Raw genomic sequence first — 20,589 nt, 5'->3', positions numbered from 1 at the left:
ACCCCGCTGGGTTTGCCGGATGAAGAGGGACCTCCGGCCGGATGCGGGCTCAGCCCGCGGCATCCTCCTTCATCTGCGGGCATACCCCCCCGGGCTGGGTCGCCAGTTCGAAGTGCCAGCGCTCGTTGGCGTAGGTCTGGCAGATCCCGTACCGGGCGCCGTGCTCGATCAGCCAGAGCTGCGCATCGAGCGGCACGATGTCCACCGCGTCGCCGGTGACGTGGCTGGAGCGATCCGGAGTCGCGACGTACTGGCGCGCGATGGTCTCGCTCGCATAGAGCTGGATCGCGTCGTCGAGCAGCCACTGCTGGTACTGCGGACTGCGCCACCCGCTGGTCACCTCGAAGGCCAGTCCTTCGGCCGCGGCATCCGTCTCGGCCTGGAGCAGCGCAGTGTGCAGGGCGCCGTCCAGACGCGCGACCGCCGGTACGTGCTCGTCGGCGAGCGTGACGATTTCGCCCTCGGCGATGAGTCCGTCCGCGGGCGCAGGGGCGAACGGGGTGATCGCCGCGGAGAACGTGGCGTGCACCATCACCGTCGCCAGCGCCGCGAGAAGCGCGGCGATACAGACGCCGAGGGCCAGGAGGGTGACCCTGCGGGCGCGGGTGGGCGGTCGGACGACGGACGCGGCTGCCAGTGATGTCTGCATGGTGCTATCGCACGCGCCGGACTGTTGCCGGGACGTACGCGCAATCGCATACGCCGGCGATATCCGCACCCGCCTACTCTGGGTGCATGCGCGTGCTGATCGTCGAGGATGAGCCATACCTCGCCGAGGCGATCCGGGATGGGCTCCGCCTCGAGGCGATCGCGGCCGACATCGCCGGCGACGGCGACACCGCGCTGCAGCTGCTGGCGATCAACGCGTACGACGTCGTCGTGCTCGACCGCGACATCCCCGGCCCCAACGGCGACGAGATCGCCCGGTACCTCGCGACGCAGCCCGAGAGCCCGCGCGTGCTGATGCTCACCGCCGCGGACCGGCTCGATGACAAGCAGAGCGGTTTCGAAAGCGGCGCCGACGACTATCTGACCAAGCCCTTCGCCCTGCGGGAGCTCATCCTGCGGCTGCGCGCGATCGCGCGGCGGCCCGCTGCGGGCGTGCCGCCTGTCGTCGAGGTGTCCGGCGTCCGACTGGATCGATTCCGGCGGGAGGTCTTCCGCGACGGCCGCTACGTGGCGCTCACCCGCAAGCAGTTCGCGGTGCTGGACGTGCTGATGACCGCGGGCGGCGGCGTGGTCAGCGCGGAGGACCTCCTCGAGCGCGCGTGGGACGAGAACGCGGACCCGTTCACCAACGCGGTCCGGATCACGATCTCGACGCTGCGCAAGCGCCTCGGTGAGCCGTGGGTCATCGACACCGTCCCGGGCGTCGGCTACCGGATGAGCCCGTGACCGGCAGCGGACGGCCGCGCGGCCTGTCGGTGCGGGTCAAGCTCGCGCTCAGCTACGCCGGCTTCCTGGTGATCGCCGGCATCGCGCTGTTCATCGTCGGTTTCCTGCTGCTGCGGTTCGTGCCGGACGGGAACCTCTCGATGAACGGCGGCGGGTTCGTTCCCAGCCGGCAGGACCTGGTCGAGGTGTTCGTGCGCTACGCGTGGTGGGCGATGGGCCTGCTCGTGCTGTTCGGGCTGGTGGGCGGATGGCTGCTGGCCGGCATCGTGCTGCGACCGCTCGGCCGGATCACCGCTGTCGCCGGCCGTGCCCGCGACGGCGAGCTCGATCAGCGCATCGATCTGCCCGGACCGCGGGACGAGCTCACCGAGCTGGCCGACACCTTCGATGCGATGCTCGAGCGGGTTCAGCGCACGATCGACGAGGAGCGCCGTTTCGCCGCGAACGCGTCGCACGAGCTGCGCACTCCCCTGTCGGTCATCCGCACGATGATCGAGGTCGCCCGGGCCGACCCTGCCGGGCGCGACGCGGAGGTCGTCCTGGAGCGCATCGGTGCGATGAACGAGCGGGCGATCCGGTCTACGCAGGCGCTGCTGACGCTCGCGCGCGCCGGGCGGGGCGTCGCGCTGGAGACCTCGGCACTGGACCTGGCCCCGCTGGTGGCCACGGTCGTCGACGATATGCGACCGGATGCCGCGGCCCGCGGCATCCGGGTGGCCGCATTCCTGGAACCTGCCCCCGTGCGAGGCAGCGCGACTCTGCTCGGGCAGCTGGCTGCCAACCTCCTGCAGAACGCGGTGGTGCACAACGTCGACGGCGGGTGGGTCCGCGTTCGTCTCGCGACCCTGCCGACGTCTGCCGAACTGGTGGTCGAGAACAGCGGAGTGCGACTGGATCCGCACGTCATCGCGACGCTGACCGAGCCGTTCGTCCGTGGCGCGGGACGGGCACGGACCGCCGAGGCGCACGATGGATCAGGACTGGGGCTGGCGATCGTGGCGTCCATCGTGCGGGCGCACGGCGGAAGCCTCACCATCTCGCCGGTGGACCAGGGCGGGCTTCACGTGCGGGTCACGCTGCCGCGCTGACGCGGTCGGGTCAGGGCAGCCAGCACGACCCGCACGACGGTGACGACGAGGACCCCGAGCGCACCGCCGACGGTGTTCCAGAGCAGGTCCTCGCCATCCGGCACGCGTCCGGGGATCGAGGCCTGCGCATGCTCGACCGCGGCCGAGAGTGCGAAACCGCCCAGGATCGCAAGCGGCCAGAAACGGCGGCTGAGCAGCAGCGCGAGCGTCGCGCCCAGCGGCAGGAACAGGACCGCGTTGAGCGCCCGCTCCGCCTCGCTGTACGGAATCCACACCAGCAGTGGGGCGGTGATGCCGTCCAGGAACTGCATGAATGCGCCCCGCGCGGGCGCGACCAGCCGCCGCGGCGCGAGCGTGAGGACGGTGACGGCGAGCGCTGCCAGGGCCGTTGCGACGACGCGGACGCCGCGGCGACGAGCCGTGGGTGTGGCGTGGCTCATGTGGAGCCTTCCCGCCGGCGTTTCGGCGCGCCGGCAGGACCAGTTCACGCCGCAGCGTGTTGCCGGAGCGTATGCGGCGCCTCCGACTTCTCCTCGGTCACTCGGGAGGCGCACCCGGCGCTCACTAGGCTGGACCGATGAGCACGCGAGTCCTGTCCGACGGAGCGGTGCTTCGGCCCGCCGAACCGGGAGACGAGTCCGGCATCCTCTCCTGCATCGTCGCATTGGCGGTGTATGAGCGTGAGCCGGATGCGGTGAAGAACACCGTCGAAGCCCTGCGGGATGCGCTCTTCGGCGCCGAGCCACGTGTGTTCGCACACGTGGTGGAGCGCGAGGGCGACATCGTCGGCATCGCGGTGTGGTTCCTGACCTATTCCACGTGGACGGGGCGTCACGGCATCTGGCTGGAAGACCTGTACGTCGACACGGACAAGCGCGGCGGCGGCTACGGGACCGCGCTCCTGGCAGCGCTGGCCGCGCTGTGCCTGCAACGCGGCTACTCGCGCTTGGAGTGGACCGTGCTGGATTGGAACGCACCGTCGATCGCGTTCTACCGCAGCATCGGAGCCACCCCGATGGAGGAATGGACGACCCAGCGGGTCACCGACGACGCGCTCTCGGCTCTCGCTGCGCGCTGATATCACCGAGCGCCTCGGCCGGCTCAGCGCTTCGGCGTCCACCCGGGCGGGAGGGGCGCCTGGAGGTCGGCTCGCTCCCGATCCATGCGCGCGGACCAGCCCTGGGCCTCCTCGGTGCCGTCGAAGCCCCCGCGTGCCACCCGGAATCCGACATCGTCGTGCGTCGCTCGCGGCGGGCCGCCCCGACGGGTGCCGGCCCTGACGCTCCACGCGTCGTCGGCGAATCCGCCGCCGCGGAAGACGCGGTAGTCGTCGTAGCGAGCGGGATCGAGCAGGTCCCAGCACCACTCCCAGACGTTCCCCAGCGTGTCGAACAGCCCGTTCAGGTTGGGCAGCTTCAGTCCGACGTCCTGCGGTGCCGAAACGCCGTCGAGAGAGGTCCAGGCGACCTCCGGGAGTGGGCCGTACTGCGGGGCCGCCGATCCGGCACGGCAGGCGAACTCCCACTCCGCCTCCGTCGGTAGGCGATAGCCGTCGGCATCCACGTGCCACGTCACCTCGGCGCCGTCGAAGGTGTACGCCGGATCGAAACCCTCCCACTCGGACGCGGCGTTGCAGAACCGGATCGCCCGCAACCAGCTCACCTCGACTGCCGGGCGCCGTGGATGAACACTCGGCTCGCCGATCATCTCGCCCAGCTGCTCCTGGGTGACCGGGAAGACACCGATCTCGAACGGCTGCAGCTCAACCGTGCGCCGGATCCGGCGCCGCGCGTCGTGCAGCTGCACCCGCCCGGAAGCGATGCGCGCCATCTCCAGTTCAGCCACCGGGGAAGTCTCGCACGACCCGGAAACGCCGAAGGCCGCGCGAGGTGGGAGTCCTCGTGCGGCCTTCGGTGGGACGCGCTGCGGCTCAGCGGCTGCGTGCACCCCGACGCGCGACGGCGACGTAGATACCGAGCACGACGATCGCACCGATGATCGAGCCGATGATGCCGGCAGGCTGCAGGAATCCCTGGGCCGGGTCGCTGCCGAAGATGAGGTATCCGAGGAAGCCGCCGACGAACGAGCCGACGATGCCGAGCACGATCGTCATGAGGATCCCCATGCTCTGCTTGCCGGGGATGATGGCGCGGGCGATGAAGCCGGCGATGAGTCCGACCACGATGAGGCCGAGAATGGTCCAGAGCATGACTTCTCCTTTGTCAGGTGGGTGCCGGCGAGGTGCAGACGCCCCAATTGAGACGCCGATCAGGCTAACAGGACGCTGAAATCTGGCCACTAATCAACGCTCGGCCCTTGACGGGTCGTCGTGGAAGACCCCATAATTCGCGTTCGCGGTCGTACGGGGCCTGCGTGCCGTTCCCACGTGCTCGGTGCGTCATCCGGAGCGTATGCAGTGGCCGGACGATCCTCAGGGCGTCAGACCGACCATCTCGGCACTGCGGTCCCAGAGCATCTTCGCCGCCAGGGGATCCTCCGACGCGCGGACCGCGCGAGCGGGCCGGTTCTTGGCGTAGTAGCCGCCGGGCACCCAGTCCAGGCCGGGCCGGCCGAGAGCGAGCCACGTCAGCCGGGATCCGCCCACCTCGACAGTGTCCAGCAGCCTCTTGGTGAGCGGACTGGTGTACATGAAATGCCACGATCCGCGAGCGCCGGCGGCGAAGCCGCTGGCGATCACGCCGGGGTGGAAGGCGACGGCACTGACCCCGTCGTGCCCGTAGCGGCGATTCAGCTCCTTCGTGAACAGGATGTTCGCGAGCTTGGCGTTGCCGTACGCCGCCCCCGCGGAGTACCTCCTGTCACCCTGGAGGTCATCGACGTCGAACCGCGCGAACCGGCGGGCAGCCTCGCTCGCGGTCTGGATCACGCACGCGCGGCTTTCGATCAGCCGGTCCATCAGCAGCCCGGTCAGCAGGAAGCCACCCAGATGATTGACCTGGAAGGTCAGCTCGTACCCGTCCACCGTGGTCGTCCGCTCCCCGAAGACGCCGCCGGCGTTGTTGGCCAGGACATCGATGCGCGGGTACGCCTCGAGCAGGGATGCCGCCAGCCGGCGCACCTGCGACAGGTCGCTGTAATCGGCCACGAACGATGCCACGCCCAGGGACCGGGCCACCGCGGCGGTCTTCCGCGGATCGCGACCGACGATCACGACCTCCTCGCCGGCGTCGCGCAGCTGCCGGGCGGATGCCGCTCCGATTCCGTCGCTCGCTCCGGTGATCACGATCGTGCGCGGCATGCTCCTCCTCAGGGTCGAATCCGGCCAGCGTAGTTATCCTGACACCGCAGCACCGTCAAGGCTTTGCGCCGGACCGGCGGGGTGACCGATGCTGGAGAGCCTCGTCGCTCGGCGAGGGACCCGCGCACCTCGGCGCGACCCGGCCCGGAAGGACACCAGGTGCCATCTGGCTCATCCGGCCGGCTGACCGTCTCGGTCGTGGTCCCCGTCAAGGACGACGCCACCGAGCTGGCGCGCTGTCTACGCGCTCTTGCGCTGCAGACCCGGACCGCGCACGAGATCGTCGTCGTCGACAACGGCTCGCGCGATCACTCCGCGCAGGTCGGGCGGGATGCCGGAGCGCGCGTGGTCCGCTGCGACCGGCCCGGCATCCCTGCCGCGAGCGCGTACGGTTACGACCAGGCGAGTGGAGACATCATCCTGCGGTTGGACGCCGACTGCCTGCCAGGCCCACGGTGGATCGAGACGATGGCGGTCGCCTTCGAAGCCCGACCCGAGGTGGCGGCCTTCACCGGCGGCGCCCGTTTCATCGACGGTCCGCGTCCGCTTCGCAGGTGGCTTGCCGCCGCGTATCTGGGCGTCTACGCCGCCGTCCTGATCCCGACCCTCGGGCATCTCCCCCTCTTCGGCTCGAACCTGGCGTTCCGCCGCGACGTGTGGCGCGGCATCCGCTCGCACGTCCACCGCACGAGCCCGTCGCTGCACGACGACCTCGACCTGGCGTTCCACCTCGGCGAGCGGCACCGCATCCGCTACCTGCCGGACGCGGCGATGGGAATCTCGATGCGCCCGTTCGCAGACCGGCGCGCGTTCGCGCAGCGCGTCGCGCGGGGCTTCGGCACGGTACTCGTGCACTGGCCGCGGGACTTTCCACCGGTGAGGTGGGTGCGCCTCGGGCTGCGCCGGGGGCTGCGCCGGCTCGGTGTGCCCGCGCCCGGACGCTCGGCGCGATGAGCGACGCGATCATCGGGACGGTCGCACCGCCCGAGCTGCACATCATGACGTTCAACATCCGTCGCCGCATGGACGGGCTCGCACGGCGCCCGGCGGATCGGTGGCGCACGCGCCGCCCGCTGGTGCAGGAGCTGCTCCGATCGGAGCAGCCCACACTCGTCGGTGTGCAGGAGGCGCTGCCGGATCAAGCCGACGGCATCTCGGACGCGCTCGGCGACCGGTACCGGTTCATCGGGTACGGACGGCGTATCGGACGCCGCGGCGAAGCGTGTCCGCTGTACTTCGATGCTTCCCGCCTGGAGCTGCTGGACTGGGAGCAGCGCGCACTCTCCGACTCCCCCGCGGTGGCCGGCTCCCGCTCGTGGGGGAACCTGATCCCCCGGGTGATCGTCAGCGCGACCTTCCGGGATCGCGCGACGGGCACCGATGTCTTCGTGGCGAACACGCATCTGGACCCCTTCTCGCAGCCGTCCCGGGTGCGCGCAGCGCGAGAGATCCGCCGCATCGTCGCCACCCAGCCACTGCCGGCCGTGGTGACCGGCGACCTCAACGCCGGCCCGCAGTCTCCCACCGTGGGCGAACTGCTCGCCCACGGCACTTTGACGGATGCGTGGCGGGCTGCGCACACGCGCCTGACACCCGAATGGGGCACGTTCCCGGACTACCGTTCCCCGCGCCTGCGCGGCGGTCGCATCGACTGGATCGCGGTGACCCCGACGGTGCGGGTGTCGCGCGCGGCCGTCAACGCACGACGCGTGCGCGGCAGCTGGGCCTCGGATCACCTGCCGGTGCAGGCCGTCGTGACGATCCCGCCGACGGAAGGACCATCATGAGGAGGAACTTCCTGCGGCTGCCCCAGGGGGTCGCTGAAGTCGCGGCGGATCTGGTGCGCGTCGTGGGCCTGGTCAGCGTCGTGGTCGCCGCGATCTGGTTCAGCCCCACGGATGCCGGCATCCTCGCCCTCGCCCTGCCCGCGCTGCTGGTGCCGCGCTTCGTCGGCGTGCGAGCGGCATTCGACATCGGCTACGGGGTGATCGTGCTGATCGCTGCCTGGAGCAATGTCATCGATCTGTATCGGACCGTTCCGGGGTGGGACCTGCTCGTCCACTTCCTGTGCACGGGGGTCATCGCCGCCGTTGCATACCTCGCGCTCGGCCGCTGGGGCATCGTCGCCGCTCCGGGCAGCGCATCCTTCGCGGCCCGGAGTCCCCTCGTGCTGGTGCCTGCCCTCGGTCTGGCCGTGAGCGCACTCTGGGAGATGATCGAGTGGGTCGGATACACGTTCGTCAGCGACGACATCTTCGTCGCCTACACCGACACGATCGGGGACATGGCGGTGGGCGGGCTGGGCGCGCTGGCAACGGCCGTGCTGGTCGCCTACGTCCGGCTCGCCCGCGCAGACCCGGCGGACGAACGCCGCGGTTCGCTGGTCGCCGAGCGCCGGGGTACCGGCACCGACGGTGTCGCCGGCGACGGCTGACTCGCGGCGGCGCACAGGCGGCAGGCCGACCGTGGCGAGCAGGCCGGTGGCTAAACTACGAGCATCGCCCGATGAAGGAGCCGCACAGGCATGCCGAAGATCTCCGCCCCGACGGTCGCCGAGCACCGCAGACGGCAGCGCGAGGCGCTCCTGACGGCCGCGACGGACCTGCTCGTGCGGGGCGGCGTCTCCGCCGTCACTCCCGCCGCCGTGGGCGCGGCCGCTGGGCTCGCCCGCCCCAGCGTGTATCAGTACTTCGACTCAACCGCTGGGATTCTGGCCGCGATCATCGAGGACTCGTTCCCGCGGGCCAACGCCCGCCTCGCCGTCGCGCTGGACGGACTCGTCGAGCCGCTCGAGGTGATGGACGCGTACGTGCGCGAGACCCTGCGCCAGGCCGCCGAGGGCGCGCACCGGCCGGCTGCGGCGCTGTCCGGCGCCGAGCTGCCGGAGCAGTGTCGGGCCCGGCTGTCAGAGCTGCATCGGGAGCAGGTGGCGCCGTTCATGGACGCGCTGCAGCGGCTCGGTGTGCCCGACCTGATGATCACCGCGCGCCTGCTCGGTGGCGTGCTCGAGTCAGCCATGGGCGCCATCGAGTCGGGTGCGGAGCCCGAGGCTGTCACCCGTGCGACGATCGCCCTGATCCACGCCGCGGTCCAGCCGCCCGGCCCGGCGCCGGCGTAGCCGAACGCGGGCCGGGCGGTGCGGCCCGCGCGGCGTGGCCGCTATGCGAGGGCTGCGCGTTCGTGCACGCTCAGATTGCCGTCGACCATCGTCAGCACCGCATCCATCAGCGGCAGGTGGGACCGGTCGTGGGTCACCAGCAGGGTGGCGACACCGCGGGTGCGGGTCAGCTCGATGATCAGCTCGATGATCGCCCCGCCCCGCTCCTGGTCCAGAGCGCTCGTCGGCTCGTCCACCACCAGCACGGAGGGGTCGTTCATGAACGCCCGCGCGATGTTCACGCGCTGCCGCTCGCCTCCGGAAAGCGCCTGCGGGCGCTTGTGCGCCTTCTTCTCCAGGCCCACGGCGGCAAGAAGCTCGAGTGCCTTCGCGCGCGTCGCCGACCGCGATCGCCGCGTCCTGGACGAGCCGAGGTGGCTCATCAGCTCGAGCTGCTCGAGCACCGTGAGGGAGGCGAGCAGGTTGGGCTGCTGGAAGACGATGCCGATCTCGTCCCGGCGCAGGGCTGCGGTCTCGCGACGGGACAGGCCCGCCGCCGGCGTGCCGTTGATCAGCACGTCGCCGTGCTGCGGGGAGATCAGCGTGGACGCCACGGCCAGCACGCTGGACTTGCCAGACCCGCTCGGGCCGGTGATCGCGGTGATCTGGCCGGGCCCGACCTTCAGGCTCGCCGCGTTGATCGCGGTGATGACGCCGTCGCCGTCTGGGTAGGTGAGGGTGACCTCGCGAAGTTCGATCATGGTCGGTTCCTAGCTGTTCTGAGCGTTGAGGGCGGCAAGCGGGTCGGCTTTGACGACACTGCGCAGCGCGAAGGCGGCTCCGACGAGACCGAGAGCGACCATCGCGATGCCGGGCAGCACCGTGGTGAGCGGACTGATCACGAAGGGGACGGCCGCGGGCAGCGCGGCTCCCGCTGCCACGGTGAGCCCGATCCCGAGCCCCACACCCACGAGGAGCACGACGAAGGCCTGACCGAGCGCGTCGCGCACCAGGCTGCCGGTCGAGGCGCCCAGCGCCTTGAGCACGGCGATGTCCTTGCTGCGCTGGATCGTCCACACCGTGAAGAACGCGCCGATGACCAGCGCGGAGATGCCGAGCAGCAGTCCGAGCATGAGCCCCAGCGAGCCGATCTCGCTCTTGAACACCTCGATCGCCATCAGCGACATCAGCAGCGAACTGGAGGCGGTGCCTGCCTGGGCGTCCACCAGAGCGGCGTCCGTCGGTGCGCCCCGGACGATCAGGGCCGTCGAGAACGGGGCATCCGCCGCCGTCTGCTTCGCCACGGTGGTGCGCCAGTCGTCGATCGGGATCCAGATCACACCGGTGTGGCTGTACTCGGCATCCTGTGAGATCCCGGCCACGGTGAAGGTGTCGCCGAAGATGGTGATCTCCTGACCGACATCGGCCAGCAGCGCCTCGTGCGAGCGCTCCGACAGGACCACGGTCCCCGCCTCGGTCGGAATCATCTGATCGGGCGAGATGTCCGCGAAGGAGCTGTCGACTCCGAACAGCGACGCGGTCTGCTCGCGGCCACCCGCTGCCGTGACTCGGCTGGTCAGGATGCCGAGCGGCTCGGCTGCCTCCACGCCGTCCGCCGCGGTCCAGATCGCCGCGGCCTCCGCGCTGATCGTGGAGTCCGAGAAGCTGAGGGACTTGCCGTGCGCGGGCTCCGAGAGCACCACCCTGTCGGCCTGGAAGGGAAGCACCGCCGAGATGTTGGCGTTGGCCAAGCCCTGGGTCAGACCACCGAGGAAGCCGACCAGGAGAGTGATGAGAAGCACCACAGCAGCGATGAGAGCGAATCGGCCCCGGGCGAAGCCGAGATCACGCCATGCAACGAACACAGTGAACCTTACTGACAGTTGTGTCGGTATAACTGCCGTCGCCAGCGTAGCACCGCGGAGCGGAGCCTCTCGCAGGTGGCTCACAGGCGGCGCGAGTGCCCCGGCACTGCGGCCGGGCGGAGCGGCATCCGCGGCCGGATACTCGAAAACCCCCCGGAATCCGGGGGGTTTTCAGTGTTGGTGACCCCAGCGGGATTCGAACCCGCGTTACCGCCGTGAGAGGGCGGCGTACTAGGCCTCTATACGATGGGGCCGCACAGGACAACCGTATAAGTATGCCATGGGCTCGGCGTACCCGACAAATCCACCCGGGTGTCAAGAACTTGCCCCGACCGCCCTCGCCCGGTTGACTCGGACGATGCGAGTCACAAAGCACCTCCACGCCGCGCTCACCGTCCAGGACTCCGGCAAGACCCTGGTCATCGACCCCGGATCATTCACCGACCCCCTGGTAGACCTGGGTGAGGTGGTGGCGATCGTCATCACCCACGAGCACGCCGACCACTGGACGCCGGACCACCTGGACCGGCTCCTGCGCAACGCCCCCGACATCCCCATCTTCGCGCCGGAGGGTGTAGTGAAGGCCGCGGCCGGCTACGACATCACCATGGTGAACCCCGGCGACACGGTGCAGATCGAGCCGTTCACCCTCAGGTTCTTCGGCGGGCAGCACGCCGTCATCCATGAGACGGTGCCCGTGGTCGACAACGTCGGCGTCCTCGTGAACGATCAGTTCTACTACCCCGGGGATTCGTACGCCGTACCCAAGGGCGTGGACGTGCGGCTGCTGGCTGCGCCGTTGGGCGCACCGTGGCTCAAGATCGGCGACGCGATGGACTTCGTCCTCGCCGTCGCGCCCCAGCAGGCGTTCGGCACGCACGACATGACGCTCTCGGTGATCGGGCGGACGATGCACCGCGCGCGGTTGCGCTGGGCCACCGAGAAGAACGGCGGCGAGTTCCTCGAGCTGGAACCCGGGGACGCGACAGACCTGTGAGGCCGGAGACGACGGATGCCGCGACCCCGAGGGCCGCGGCATCCGGGCGTCATCGTCCGATGACGCCCGGACGCATCACTCCGCGTCGAGGTCCGTCTCCAGCAGCGCCACGAGCTCGTCGAGCGCCTGCTCCGATCCCTCGCCCTCGGCTTTGAGCGTCACGACGGTGCCGTGCGAGGCACCCAGGCCCATGAGCGACAGGATGCTTCCGGCGTTGAGATCGGCGCCCCCCTCCACGGCGATGGTGACCGGGATCTTCTTCTCCTGAACGGCCTGCACGAACAGCTTCGCGGGCCGCGCGTGCAAGCCGGAGCTGCTCGCGATGGTTGCCTGACGTTCGCTCATGGGGGTTCACCTTTCGTAGAAGACGGCTGACTCCAGCATTCCGCATCCGAGGCGCGGGGGGCGAGGGTCACGCCGGAACCGCTACCGCGCCGATGTTCTCGGCCACCTTCAGCTCCTTGGGCGCGATGAAGCGCTTGAAGGCGACGACCAGGAAGGCGGTGACGAGCACGCCGGCGATGAGCGCAGCCAGGAAGCCCCAGACGGGACTGATCGCGAAGAGGACGAAGATGCCGCCGTGCGGTGCGTAGGACTGCACGTTGAACACCATGCACAGCGCACCGGTCACGGCGCCGCCGACCATCGAGGCCGGGATGACCCGCAGCGGGTCGGCCGCCGCGAACGGGATCGCGCCCTCGGAGATGAACGAGGCCCCGAGCAGCCACGCGGCCTTGCCGTTCTCGCGCTCCACCGGAGTGAACACGTTCCGGGCCAGGACCGTCGAAGCCAGAGCCATGGCCAGCGGCGGGACCATGCCCGCGCACATCACAGCGCCCATGATCAGCAGCGGTGCGGGGTTATCCGCCGATCCGGCCGCCAGTCCGGCGACCGCGAAGGCGTACGCCACCTTGTTGACCGGACCGCCCAGGTCGAAGCACATCATCAGGCCCAGGATCACGCCCAGGCCGATGGCAGCGCCGCCCGACTCGGTGAGACTGGTCAGCCAGTCGGTGAGCCACATCATCAGTGTCGCGATCGGGCGACCCAGGATGAGGATCATCAGACCGGACGCGATGATCGAGCCCACCAGCGGGATGATCACCACCGGCATCAGGCTCCGAAGCCAGCGCGGCGCCGGCAGGCGGCCCAGCCACCACGCCACCAGACCGGCCAGCAGACCGCCGACGATGCCGCCGATGAAGCCCGCGTTCATCAGCACGGCGACCGCGCCGGCGACGAATCCCGGTGCGATCCCGGGTCGATCGGCGATCGCGAAGGCGATGTAGCCGGCCAGCGCTGAGACGAGGAAGCCCATCGACGTCGAACCGATCATGTAGAACACCGAGCCCAGGTACTGCCCGAGCGCGCCCAGTGGCGAGGTGATCTCCTCGGTCGGCAGATCCCACAGCGAGTTCTGCGTGATCACCGTCGCGGCGTTGGTGGTGACCTCGTACCCGCCGAGCAGGAAGCCCAGCGCGATCAGCAGACCGCCGCCGGCGACGAACGGGATCATGTAGCTGACGCCGGTGAGCAGGATCCGCTGGATGCGCGCGCCGAAGGACAGCGGCGCGGCCGTGGGCGTCGACGCCGCGGTCGCGGTGCCGCTGACTCGTGCGGAGCTCGGATCGTTGGCTGCGGCGACCGCCTCGGCGATCATCTGATCGGGCTGTTCGATCCCCCGCTTCACCCCCGAGCGGACGACCGGCTTGCCGGCGAAGCGCTGCGGTTCGCGCACATCGACATCGGTGGCGAAGATGACCGCGTCGGCGTTGTCGATCACGTCTCGCGGCAGCGCCTGATATCCGCTCGAGCCCTGCGGTTCGACGACGAGGTCGATCCCCGCCTTCTTTCCCGCGGCGGTGAGGGCGTCGGCGGCCATGAACGTGTGGGCGATGCCGGTCGCGCACGCCGTCACGGCGACCACCCGGGCAGGGCGCCCGTCGACGCTCAGCGCAGCGGCGACGGGCGGCGTCGAGGCGGCTGCGCCGGCCGACGCAGCCGAGGTCGCGGTCGTCGCGGGTGCGGCGTCCGTCTCGCCGATGGCCGTGCGCACGATCGCGACGACCTCATCCGCGGTGGTGGCGGCTCGCAGACCGCTGGTGAACTCGTCCTGCATCAGGCTGCGGGCGAGCTTGGAGAGCACCGCAAGGTGAGCTTCGGCCGCGTCCTCGGGAGCGGCGATGAGGAACACCAGGTCGGCGGGGCCGTCGGGTGCACCGAAGTCGACACCGGGCTTCAGCCGTGCGAAGGCGAGTGAGGGCACGGTGACGGAGGGACTCTTGGCGTGCGGAATGGCGATGCCGCCGGGCAGCCCGGTCTCGTCCTTCTGCTCTCGCGCCCAGGCGTCCTGGAACAGCGCGTCGGCGTCGGCTGCCCTGCCCTGCTCGGCGACGCGTGCCGCAAGGGCACGGATCACCGACGCCTTGTCGGCGCCGAGCGGGGTGTCCAGCGACACCAGCTCCGGGGTGATTGTCTGGGACACGATGACCTCCAATGGTCGGGAGTGCGGTGCAGTTGTGGCGGGGGGCGATCAGAGAGCGCGAAGGAGGACCTCGCCGGCGGGCAGGTCCTGCGGTGAGGGGGCTTGGGTGCCTGGAAGCGATGCCGCCGCCGCGCCGTAGCGGACCGCGCGACGCAGCCGCTCGGCCGGGTCGTCGCCGGCCCCATCATGCGGGCCGTCCACGTCCGCGATGAGGTACCCGGCCAGGGCGCTGTCGCCCGCGCCGACCGTGCTGACGACGCGGATCGGGGGCTGCCTGGCCTGCCAGGCGCCGTCGGCGGTGACCAGCACAGCGCCCTCGGCCCCCAGGGTGACCAGGGCTGCGGCAACGCGGGCGGGAACGAGCGCACGTGCGACCGGAAGCACGGCCGCTGCCAGGTCCGTCCTGTCCGCGAGCGCGATGCCGGCCAGCTCGGCCAGCTCCTCCTCGTTCGGCTTGATCAGATCCGGGGCGGCCTCGTCCACGACCGCGCGCAGGGCGGCGCCAGACGTGTCGACGGCGACGTGCGGCGCCTGTGCGCCCCACCGCCGCCGAACGGCGTGGATGACATCAACGTAGAACCGGACGCCGACTCCTGGGGGAAGCGACCCGGCGAGCACCAGCCACGCGGCACCCTCGCTGGCGGCGACCACGGCGGCGATCAGCGCGGTCGCATCCTGCGCCGAGAGAGGCGCTCCGGGAAGGTTGAGCTTCGTGGTCACGCCGGCAGGGTCGGTGATCGTCAGGTTCGCGCGGACGTGTCCGTCGATCTGGACCGCATGCGCGGTGACACCGCTCGAGCGGAGCACCGCGGCGAAGGGATCGTCGCTGGCCAGCGGCAGGACCGCGAGGGTCTGGATTCCTGCCGCGGCGATCACCCGCGCGACGTTGATGCCCTTGCCTCCGGCGTCTTCGCGAGCGGATGCTGCTGCCTGCACCTCGCCGGGACGCAGGGTGTCGCACAGGGTGATCGTGCGATCCAGCGAGGGATTGGCGGTGACGGTCACGATCCTGCCACCGGGCTGCGCGCGCGCACTCATGCCACCCACACCTCCACGTCGGCATCCGCCAGGGCGGCGCCCAACTCGGCGTCCGGCGCAGCATCCGTCACGAGGACATCGATCTCGTCCAGGGAGGCGAAGCTCACGAGGAGGTCATGGCCGAGCTTCTCCGCGTCCGCGAGGACGACGACCCGCCGCGCTGCCCGCACGATCGCGGACTTGACGGCGGCCTCATCGGGGTCGGGGGTGCTCGCGCCGAACGTGGAGGAGATGCCGTTCGTGCCGAGGAACGCGATGTCCGGCCGCAGCCTCTCGATCGCGCGCACCGTATCGGCGCCGACGGCGGCGGCGGTCGCAGTGCGCACCCGTCCCCCGATGACGGTGAGCGATGACTCGGATGCTCCGGCGAGGGTGTGGGCCAGTGTCATGGAGTGCGTGACGACCTCCGCCTGGCCGCCGGTGACCAGCAACCGTTCCTCGAGTTGCGCGGCGACCGCATGCGTGGTGGTTCCGGCATCCAGGTAGAGCGATCCATGGAATCGATCGCCGACCAGCGCCAGCGCGCGACGCGCGATCGCCGCCTTCGCTTCGCTGCGACGGTGGGAGCGCTCCGTGAGCGTCGGCTCGACAGTGCTCTCGCGGTCCCGGACGACTGCGCCGCCGTGGACGCGGCGCAGTGCCCCCATCCGATCCAGCTGGTCCAGATCACGGCGCACGGTCTCGGTGGTCACCTCGAAGCGGCGGGCCAGGTCGACGACCCTCACGCGTCCTTCGTCGAGCAGCAGTCGCTCGATCAGCTCTTGGCGCTCCATCGCGTACACGGTTCCTCCTCGAATTTCCCACAGATTACAACACGTTCCCACACATACACAAGGTCCCTGTTGGGAACGCTTTGGATAGAGTCGATGGGTGCCCGACAAGCCCGCCGCCGAACTGGTCATCTCGGAGGAGCTCGTGCGCCGTCTGGTCAGAGCGCAGGCCGGCGCGGTTCCCGGCGCAGGAAACCTCTCCCTCGCGCATGTCGCGGACGGGTGGGACTGCTCGGTGTGGCGTCTGGGTCAGGCCTGGGCCGTGCGACTGCCCCGTCGGGCACTGTCCGCTCCGCTCGTTCTGCACGAACAGGACGTACTCGGCCCGATCGCGGCGCGTCTCGCCGTCACCGGCGTCGGCGTCCCCGCGCCGGTGGTGAACGGCCGCCCCCAGCTCTCTTTCCCCTGGGCGTGGTCGATCGTGCCCTGGTTCGACGGCGCGGCCGGCCTCGGCATCCCCCGAGCCGAACGCGCGGACTGGGCCGCACCGCTCGCGGCCGCGCTGATCGCCCTGCACGTCCCGGCGCCCGCGGATCATCCGGTCAACCCGGTGCGCGGCGTGCCGCTCGCGCACCGGGACGCCGGTGTGGCCGCGCGCCTGGCGTCGCTGCGAGGGCGCATCTCGAGCGCGGCGCTGGCCCGTGCGGAGATGCTGTGGGCGACCGCGCTGGCCGCGCCCGCGTGGACGGACGCTCCGGTCTGGATCCACGGCGATCTGCACCCCGCGAACCTCATCGCGCGGGGCTCTGCGCTGGTCGCGATCATCGACTTCGGCGATGTGACCGCCGGCGATCCCGCCTACGACCTTGCCGTCGCGTGGCTTGCCTTCGATCCCGTCGGCAGGGCGGAATTCATCGCCGCGACCGGCGAGCGGTACGACGCGGCGACGTGGACGCGCGCGCACGGATGGGCGGCAGCGGTGGCCCTCCTGCTGCTGGACCACAGCGACGACAACCCCGAGTACGCGGCGCTGGCCGCCGAGGCCCTCCAGGAACTGGTGCGCTGACCGCCGGAATCACGCCACGTCGTCCGTTTCGGCGATCCAGACCTCGACTGTTCCCGCGCGCAGGATGAAGCGCACGACACTGAAGTCGGGCAGCTGCAAGCCGTCGACCCGCGTCATGCCGGGGTAGTAGGTCAGGTCGGCAGTCGGGGCGAGCTGCTCGGGAGCGCAGCCCGCTGCCATCCATGCGCCGTCCGCGTCCGTGACGAAGACGCAGGTGGAACCGGCCTCGGTCTCGGCGGACCACACGGTCAGATCGTAGAAGGGCGCGTAGCGCACCGTTGAGGTGGTCGTCACACCGAAGATGTCGAAATCGATGGCGGCACCGTCGAGCGGAACCGAACGCAGGATCACCTGCGGATGCGGGGTGATCGCGCCCGGGACCACGAGCCCCAGGCCCAGTCCGGCGGCGGCCGCGCCGAGAACGAGCACCCACGTCGGGGGGCGGCGGCGCCCGCGTGTCCGCGCCCCGCCGGCCTGGGTGCCGGTGGCGACTACGGACGCTACGGGCGCGGGCGCGGACGCGTCGGGCGCGGCTGCCGCGACCTCGGAAGCCGGAGAGGACACGTCCTCTGCGCGCACCAGATCCTCCAACTCCAGCAGCCGGGCCACGGCCGCGGAGTCCTGCTGGATGTCGGCATCCGGCCCGTACGCCCGCGTGCGCAGCGCGGCCAGTTCGCGCGCGCGCTCTGAGGAGGACGACACGGCAGCATCCATGGCTTCATTATGATCCCGTGCCTCTTGTCACGCTGATGCCTTTCAGCGAGACTGACAGACCACGGATCGCTGCAACCCGGCGCACGACCCGACCCGGATCACGCAGCGCTGCGCACGATCGGTTCCTTCCCGTCAGGGCTCTCGAAGAGGAGAAGAAGTGACTCAGACGACGGCCGCGGCCGCACCCGGGATCCGCACGGATCTGATGATCGCAGGTCGCTGGCAGGAGGCGGTGGACGGCGCCCGCATGGAGGTCACCAATCCGGCGACGGGCGAAAGGCTCGGCGAGGTCGCCGCGGCATCGACGGCCGACGTGGATGCCGCCGTCCAGGCCGCGCGAGCCGCGTTCGACGCCGGCAGCTGGTCGAGGATCTCGGGACGAGAGCGCTCTCGCGTACTCCTGCGCGTGGCCGCGCTGATCCGAGAGCGGGCCGAAGAACTGGCGCAGGCCGAGAGCCTGGATGTCGGCAAGCCCATCCTGTTCGCGCGGATGATCGACGTGCCGACCGCCGCGGACCAGTTCGAGTACTTCGCGAGCCTGGCGCAGCACCTCGACGGATCCGTCCGGGAGACGCCCCTGCCCGCGTTCGCGTTCACACGACGTGAACCGCGAGGGGTGGTCGCGGCGATCAGTCCGTTCAACTTCCCGCTGATCCTCTCCAGCTCCAAGCTCGCCCCCGCGCTCGCGGCCGGCAACACCGTCGTTCACAAGCCCGCCCCGCAGACGCCGTTGAGTGCGCTGCTGATGGCCGAGATCCTGCACGACGCCGGCGTCCCGGACGGGGTCTACAACCTCGTCGTCGGACCCGGGGCCGAACTGGGCGACGCCCTGGTGCGGCATCCGGGCGTCGACATGATCGCCTTCACCGGGTCCACGGCCGTCGGCCGGATCGTGGCGCGCACCGCGGGAGAGCACCTCAAGCCGATCGTGGCGGAGCTCGGCGGCAACGCCGCCAACATCGTCTTCGCCGACGCGGACGTGGACAAGGCGATCGGGGCCGTGATCAACGCATTCGTGTTCAACACCGGCCAATTCTGCATGGCCGGTCCGCGGCTGCTGGTGGAGCGTCCGCTGTACGACACCGTCGTGGGCATTCTGGGTCAGGCCGTCGGTGGTGTCCCGCTGGGTCGTCCGAGTGATCCCGGCACCGTCATCGGGCCACTGGCCAGCCGGGTGCAGTTGGAGAAGGTCGAGGAGATGGTGCAGGATGCCGTCGCCTCGGGCGGCACGATCATCACCGGCGGTCATCGCGTCGAGCTGGACGGCGGGTTCTACTTCGCCCCCACCGTGATCGCCGGGCTCGGCAACGACGCGGTCGCCGTGCAGGAAGAGGTATTCGGCCCGGTGCTGACGGTCCAGCCCTTCGACACGGAGGATGAGGCGATCGGCCTCGCCAACAGCACCGCGTACGGGCTGGCGGCCGGCGTGCAGACCGGCAGCATCAGCCGCGCCCACCGCGTGGCCAACCGGCTGGAGGCGGGCATCATCTGGATCAACGGCTGGGCGATGCTCGATCCCGCCGTCCCGTTCGGCGGGGTGAAGTCCTCCGGCTGGGGGCGCGAGAGCGGGCCGGAGGCGCTGGAGTCGTTCACCAGGTCCAAGTCGGTGATCATCGCGATCGATCCCGCGGACGTCTCGTAGCCCGGATCCGGAACGGGCGACGGGACCTTCGGCACGCGCGCACGGACCTCCGTACGGACAGACTTCGTCCATACGGGTCCGAACGAGGAGGAATCATGCGTGCAGCGGTCGTCACAGCCTTCGGGTCACCGGCGCGAGTCGAGGAGCGTCCCGTTCCTCAACCGGGCCCAGGCCAGGTTTTGGTCCGGCTCGAAGCCTGCGGTCTCTGTCATACCGACATCCACGCGATGCACGGCGACTGGCCCGTCAAGGCGCATCTGCCCCTCGTTCCGGGGCACGAAGGCGTCGGGATCGTTGAAGAGCTTGGGGAGGGTGTGACGACGCGGCGCGTCGGTCAGCGCGTCGCCATGCCGTGGCTCGGCCACGCCTGTGGGGAATGCCGCTACTGCATCGACGGACGGGAGAACCTGTGTGAAAAGCAGTTCAATAACGGGTACGCCGTCGATGGCGGCTACGCCGAGTACATGCTCGCCGACGCACGCTTCGCCGTCCCGGTTCCGGACAACGTCACGCCCTTGGACGCTGCACCGTTGACGTGCGCGGGCGTCACGACCTATGCCGCCATCAAGAACGCCCGCATCACCCCCGGGGAAACAGTCGCGGTGTTCGGCATCGGAGGCCTCGGTCACCTGGCGGTCCAGTATGCCCGGCTCGTCGGCGCCAAGGTCATCGCGGTCGATGTCACGGAGGAAAAGCTGGAACTGGCCACCGAACTCGGCGCTGACTTCGTCGTGAACGCACGTCGCGAGGATCCGGTACAGGCGATCCGCAACCTCGGCGGTGCGGACGCCGCGATCATCCTCGCGGTAGCGCCGGCCGTCTTCGGTCAGGCCTTCGACGCGCTCAACCGCGGCGGGCGCCTGGTCCTGGTCTCACTGCCCGCCGAGGGAACGCTTACGGTGCCGATCTTCGACACGGTCCTTAAGGGCATCAGCATCATCGGCTCGATCGTCGGGACCCGGCAGGACCTCGCAGAGGTCTTCGCCCTTCACGCCGCGGGACGCACCCGCGTGATCACCGAGACGCGCGAGCTGCAACAGGTGAACGACTCGGTCGACGAGGTGCTTGCCGGTACGGTGCCCGCACGGCTGGTCTTCATGTACCACACCGCCGACCTCGTTCCGGAGGGGGACGGCAGCGGCGGGGGAAGATGACTGCGGCCTGAGCGTCGAGCCGTCGGCGGCGCAGTCAATACCGACTCGTGATATGGCGGATTCGTGTCACCACTAGACT

Annotated in this window: 23 protein-coding genes and 1 tRNA gene; 11 read left to right on the top strand and 13 right to left on the bottom strand. The window is 70.3% G+C overall.

Features of this window, described 5'->3' with window-relative positions; translation table 11 throughout:
• Positions 1-49: 49 nt before the first annotated feature.
• Positions 50-649, bottom strand: a complete 600-nt coding sequence (locus NQ152_RS08910; RefSeq protein WP_257523720.1) for a M15 family metallopeptidase — start codon at positions 647-649, stop codon at positions 50-52.
• Positions 650-735: 86 nt separating this feature from the next.
• Between NQ152_RS08910 and NQ152_RS08905 the strand changes: the two genes are divergently transcribed.
• Positions 736-1,395 (top strand): response regulator transcription factor, encoded by a 660-nt coding sequence (locus NQ152_RS08905; protein WP_257523719.1) that lies wholly within the window; start codon positions 736-738, stop codon positions 1,393-1,395.
• Positions 1,392-2,483, top strand: coding sequence for a HAMP domain-containing sensor histidine kinase (locus NQ152_RS08900; RefSeq protein ID WP_257523718.1), 1,092 nt, complete (start codon positions 1,392-1,394; stop codon positions 2,481-2,483). Before NQ152_RS08905 ends, NQ152_RS08900 begins: the two co-directional genes overlap by 4 nt.
• Here NQ152_RS08900 and NQ152_RS08895 read toward each other — a convergent pair.
• Complete coding sequence (locus tag NQ152_RS08895) at positions 2,456-2,923, bottom strand: VanZ family protein (RefSeq protein ID WP_257502005.1); 468 nt, start codon at positions 2,921-2,923, stop codon at positions 2,456-2,458. The genes NQ152_RS08900 and NQ152_RS08895 overlap by 28 nt on opposite strands.
• 137 nt (positions 2,924-3,060) lie before the next feature.
• Between NQ152_RS08895 and NQ152_RS08890 the strand changes: the two genes are divergently transcribed.
• Complete coding sequence (locus NQ152_RS08890) at positions 3,061-3,561, top strand: GNAT family N-acetyltransferase (protein ID WP_257523717.1); 501 nt, start codon at positions 3,061-3,063, stop codon at positions 3,559-3,561.
• Between the two features lie 23 nt (positions 3,562-3,584).
• On the opposite strand, the gene NQ152_RS08885 is transcribed toward NQ152_RS08890, so the two are convergent.
• The 3 genes from NQ152_RS08885 to NQ152_RS08875 form a co-directional block, all read right to left on the bottom strand.
• On the bottom strand, positions 3,585-4,313 hold the full coding sequence (locus NQ152_RS08885) for an SUMF1/EgtB/PvdO family nonheme iron enzyme (RefSeq protein ID WP_306815818.1): 729 nt from the start codon (positions 4,311-4,313) through the stop codon (positions 3,585-3,587).
• 100 nt (positions 4,314-4,413) lie between these two features.
• Positions 4,414-4,692, bottom strand: coding sequence for a GlsB/YeaQ/YmgE family stress response membrane protein (locus NQ152_RS08880; protein WP_257502003.1), 279 nt, complete (start codon positions 4,690-4,692; stop codon positions 4,414-4,416).
• A gap of 222 nt (positions 4,693-4,914) precedes the next feature.
• Complete coding sequence (locus NQ152_RS08875; protein ID WP_257523715.1) at positions 4,915-5,742, bottom strand: SDR family NAD(P)-dependent oxidoreductase; 828 nt, start codon at positions 5,740-5,742, stop codon at positions 4,915-4,917.
• A 159-nt stretch (positions 5,743-5,901) separates the two neighbouring features.
• Here NQ152_RS08875 and NQ152_RS08870 point away from each other — a divergent pair, with 159 nt between their 5' ends.
• The 4 genes from NQ152_RS08870 to NQ152_RS08855 all read left to right on the top strand — a co-directional run bounded on the left by NQ152_RS08870 (position 5,902) and on the right by NQ152_RS08855 (position 8,860).
• Positions 5,902-6,696 carry a glycosyltransferase family 2 protein gene (locus NQ152_RS08870; protein ID WP_257523714.1) on the top strand — a complete coding sequence of 265 codons (795 nt, stop codon included), beginning with the start codon at positions 5,902-5,904 and terminating at the stop codon, positions 6,694-6,696.
• Positions 6,693-7,529 carry an endonuclease/exonuclease/phosphatase family protein gene (locus tag NQ152_RS08865; RefSeq protein WP_257523713.1) on the top strand — a complete coding sequence of 279 codons (837 nt, stop codon included), beginning with the start codon at positions 6,693-6,695 and terminating at the stop codon, positions 7,527-7,529. Before NQ152_RS08870 ends, NQ152_RS08865 begins: the two co-directional genes overlap by 4 nt.
• On the top strand, positions 7,526-8,176 hold the full coding sequence (locus NQ152_RS08860; protein WP_257523712.1) for a hypothetical protein: 651 nt from the start codon (positions 7,526-7,528) through the stop codon (positions 8,174-8,176). Before NQ152_RS08865 ends, NQ152_RS08860 begins: the two co-directional genes overlap by 4 nt.
• Before the next feature lie 90 nt (positions 8,177-8,266).
• A complete protein-coding gene (locus NQ152_RS08855; protein ID WP_257501998.1) occupies positions 8,267-8,860 on the top strand; it encodes a TetR/AcrR family transcriptional regulator in 594 nt (197 codons plus the stop codon).
• 41 nt (positions 8,861-8,901) lie between these two features.
• Here NQ152_RS08855 and NQ152_RS08850 read toward each other — a convergent pair whose 3' ends face one another.
• The 3 genes from NQ152_RS08850 to NQ152_RS08840 form a co-directional block, all read right to left on the bottom strand.
• Positions 8,902-9,600, bottom strand: coding sequence for an ABC transporter ATP-binding protein (locus NQ152_RS08850; RefSeq protein ID WP_257523711.1), 699 nt, complete (start codon positions 9,598-9,600; stop codon positions 8,902-8,904).
• Positions 9,601-9,609: 9 nt separating this feature from the next.
• On the bottom strand, positions 9,610-10,644 hold the full coding sequence (locus NQ152_RS08845; RefSeq protein ID WP_257523710.1) for an ABC transporter permease: 1,035 nt from the start codon (positions 10,642-10,644) through the stop codon (positions 9,610-9,612).
• Positions 10,645-10,882: 238 nt separating this feature from the next.
• Positions 10,883-10,958 (bottom strand) — tRNA-Glu (locus tag NQ152_RS08840).
• A gap of 104 nt (positions 10,959-11,062) precedes the next feature.
• Between NQ152_RS08840 and NQ152_RS08835 the strand changes: the two genes are divergently transcribed.
• The gene (locus tag NQ152_RS08835; protein ID WP_257501995.1) at positions 11,063-11,701 is read left to right on the top strand and encodes an MBL fold metallo-hydrolase; all 639 of its coding nucleotides are present in this window, start codon (positions 11,063-11,065) and stop codon (positions 11,699-11,701) included.
• 75 nt (positions 11,702-11,776) lie between these two features.
• On the opposite strand, the gene NQ152_RS08830 is transcribed toward NQ152_RS08835, so the two are convergent.
• The 4 genes from NQ152_RS08830 to NQ152_RS08815 form a co-directional block, all read right to left on the bottom strand.
• Positions 11,777-12,046 carry an HPr family phosphocarrier protein gene (locus tag NQ152_RS08830; protein ID WP_257501994.1) on the bottom strand — a complete coding sequence of 90 codons (270 nt, stop codon included), beginning with the start codon at positions 12,044-12,046 and terminating at the stop codon, positions 11,777-11,779.
• Between the two features lie 67 nt (positions 12,047-12,113).
• The gene (locus NQ152_RS08825; protein WP_257523709.1) at positions 12,114-14,186 is read right to left on the bottom strand and encodes a fructose-specific PTS transporter subunit EIIC; all 2,073 of its coding nucleotides are present in this window, start codon (positions 14,184-14,186) and stop codon (positions 12,114-12,116) included.
• 48 nt (positions 14,187-14,234) lie between these two features.
• Entirely contained in the window at positions 14,235-15,224 is a 990-nt protein-coding gene (pfkB, locus tag NQ152_RS08820) for a 1-phosphofructokinase (protein ID WP_257523708.1), read from the bottom strand.
• Positions 15,221-16,006 carry a DeoR/GlpR family DNA-binding transcription regulator gene (locus tag NQ152_RS08815; RefSeq protein WP_257501991.1) on the bottom strand — a complete coding sequence of 262 codons (786 nt, stop codon included), beginning with the start codon at positions 16,004-16,006 and terminating at the stop codon, positions 15,221-15,223. Before NQ152_RS08815 ends, pfkB begins: the two co-directional genes overlap by 4 nt.
• Positions 16,007-16,094: 88 nt before the next feature.
• On the opposite strand from NQ152_RS08815, the gene NQ152_RS08810 reads away from it, so the two are divergent.
• Positions 16,095-17,000, top strand: coding sequence for a phosphotransferase (locus NQ152_RS08810; protein WP_257523707.1), 906 nt, complete (start codon positions 16,095-16,097; stop codon positions 16,998-17,000).
• A gap of 9 nt (positions 17,001-17,009) precedes the next feature.
• Here NQ152_RS08810 and NQ152_RS08805 read toward each other — a convergent pair whose 3' ends face one another.
• A complete protein-coding gene (locus tag NQ152_RS08805; protein WP_257523706.1) occupies positions 17,010-17,714 on the bottom strand; it encodes a hypothetical protein in 705 nt (234 codons plus the stop codon).
• 157 nt (positions 17,715-17,871) lie between these two features.
• Here NQ152_RS08805 and NQ152_RS08800 point away from each other — a divergent pair, with 157 nt between their 5' ends.
• Together NQ152_RS08800 and adhP are read left to right on the top strand one after the other, a co-directional pair.
• Positions 17,872-19,356 carry an aldehyde dehydrogenase family protein gene (locus NQ152_RS08800; RefSeq protein ID WP_257523705.1) on the top strand — a complete coding sequence of 495 codons (1,485 nt, stop codon included), beginning with the start codon at positions 17,872-17,874 and terminating at the stop codon, positions 19,354-19,356.
• A gap of 95 nt (positions 19,357-19,451) precedes the next feature.
• Positions 19,452-20,510, top strand: coding sequence for an alcohol dehydrogenase AdhP (adhP, locus tag NQ152_RS08795; protein ID WP_257523704.1), 1,059 nt, complete (start codon positions 19,452-19,454; stop codon positions 20,508-20,510).
• The last annotated feature ends 79 nt before the right edge of the window (positions 20,511-20,589 follow it).

This window comes from Microbacterium sp. zg.B48, from assembly GCF_024623505.1.
Classification (GTDB): domain Bacteria; phylum Actinomycetota; class Actinomycetes; order Actinomycetales; family Microbacteriaceae; genus Microbacterium.
Note: the sequence above shows the minus strand (reverse complement) of the source record. Positions and strands in the feature narration are given on the sequence as shown.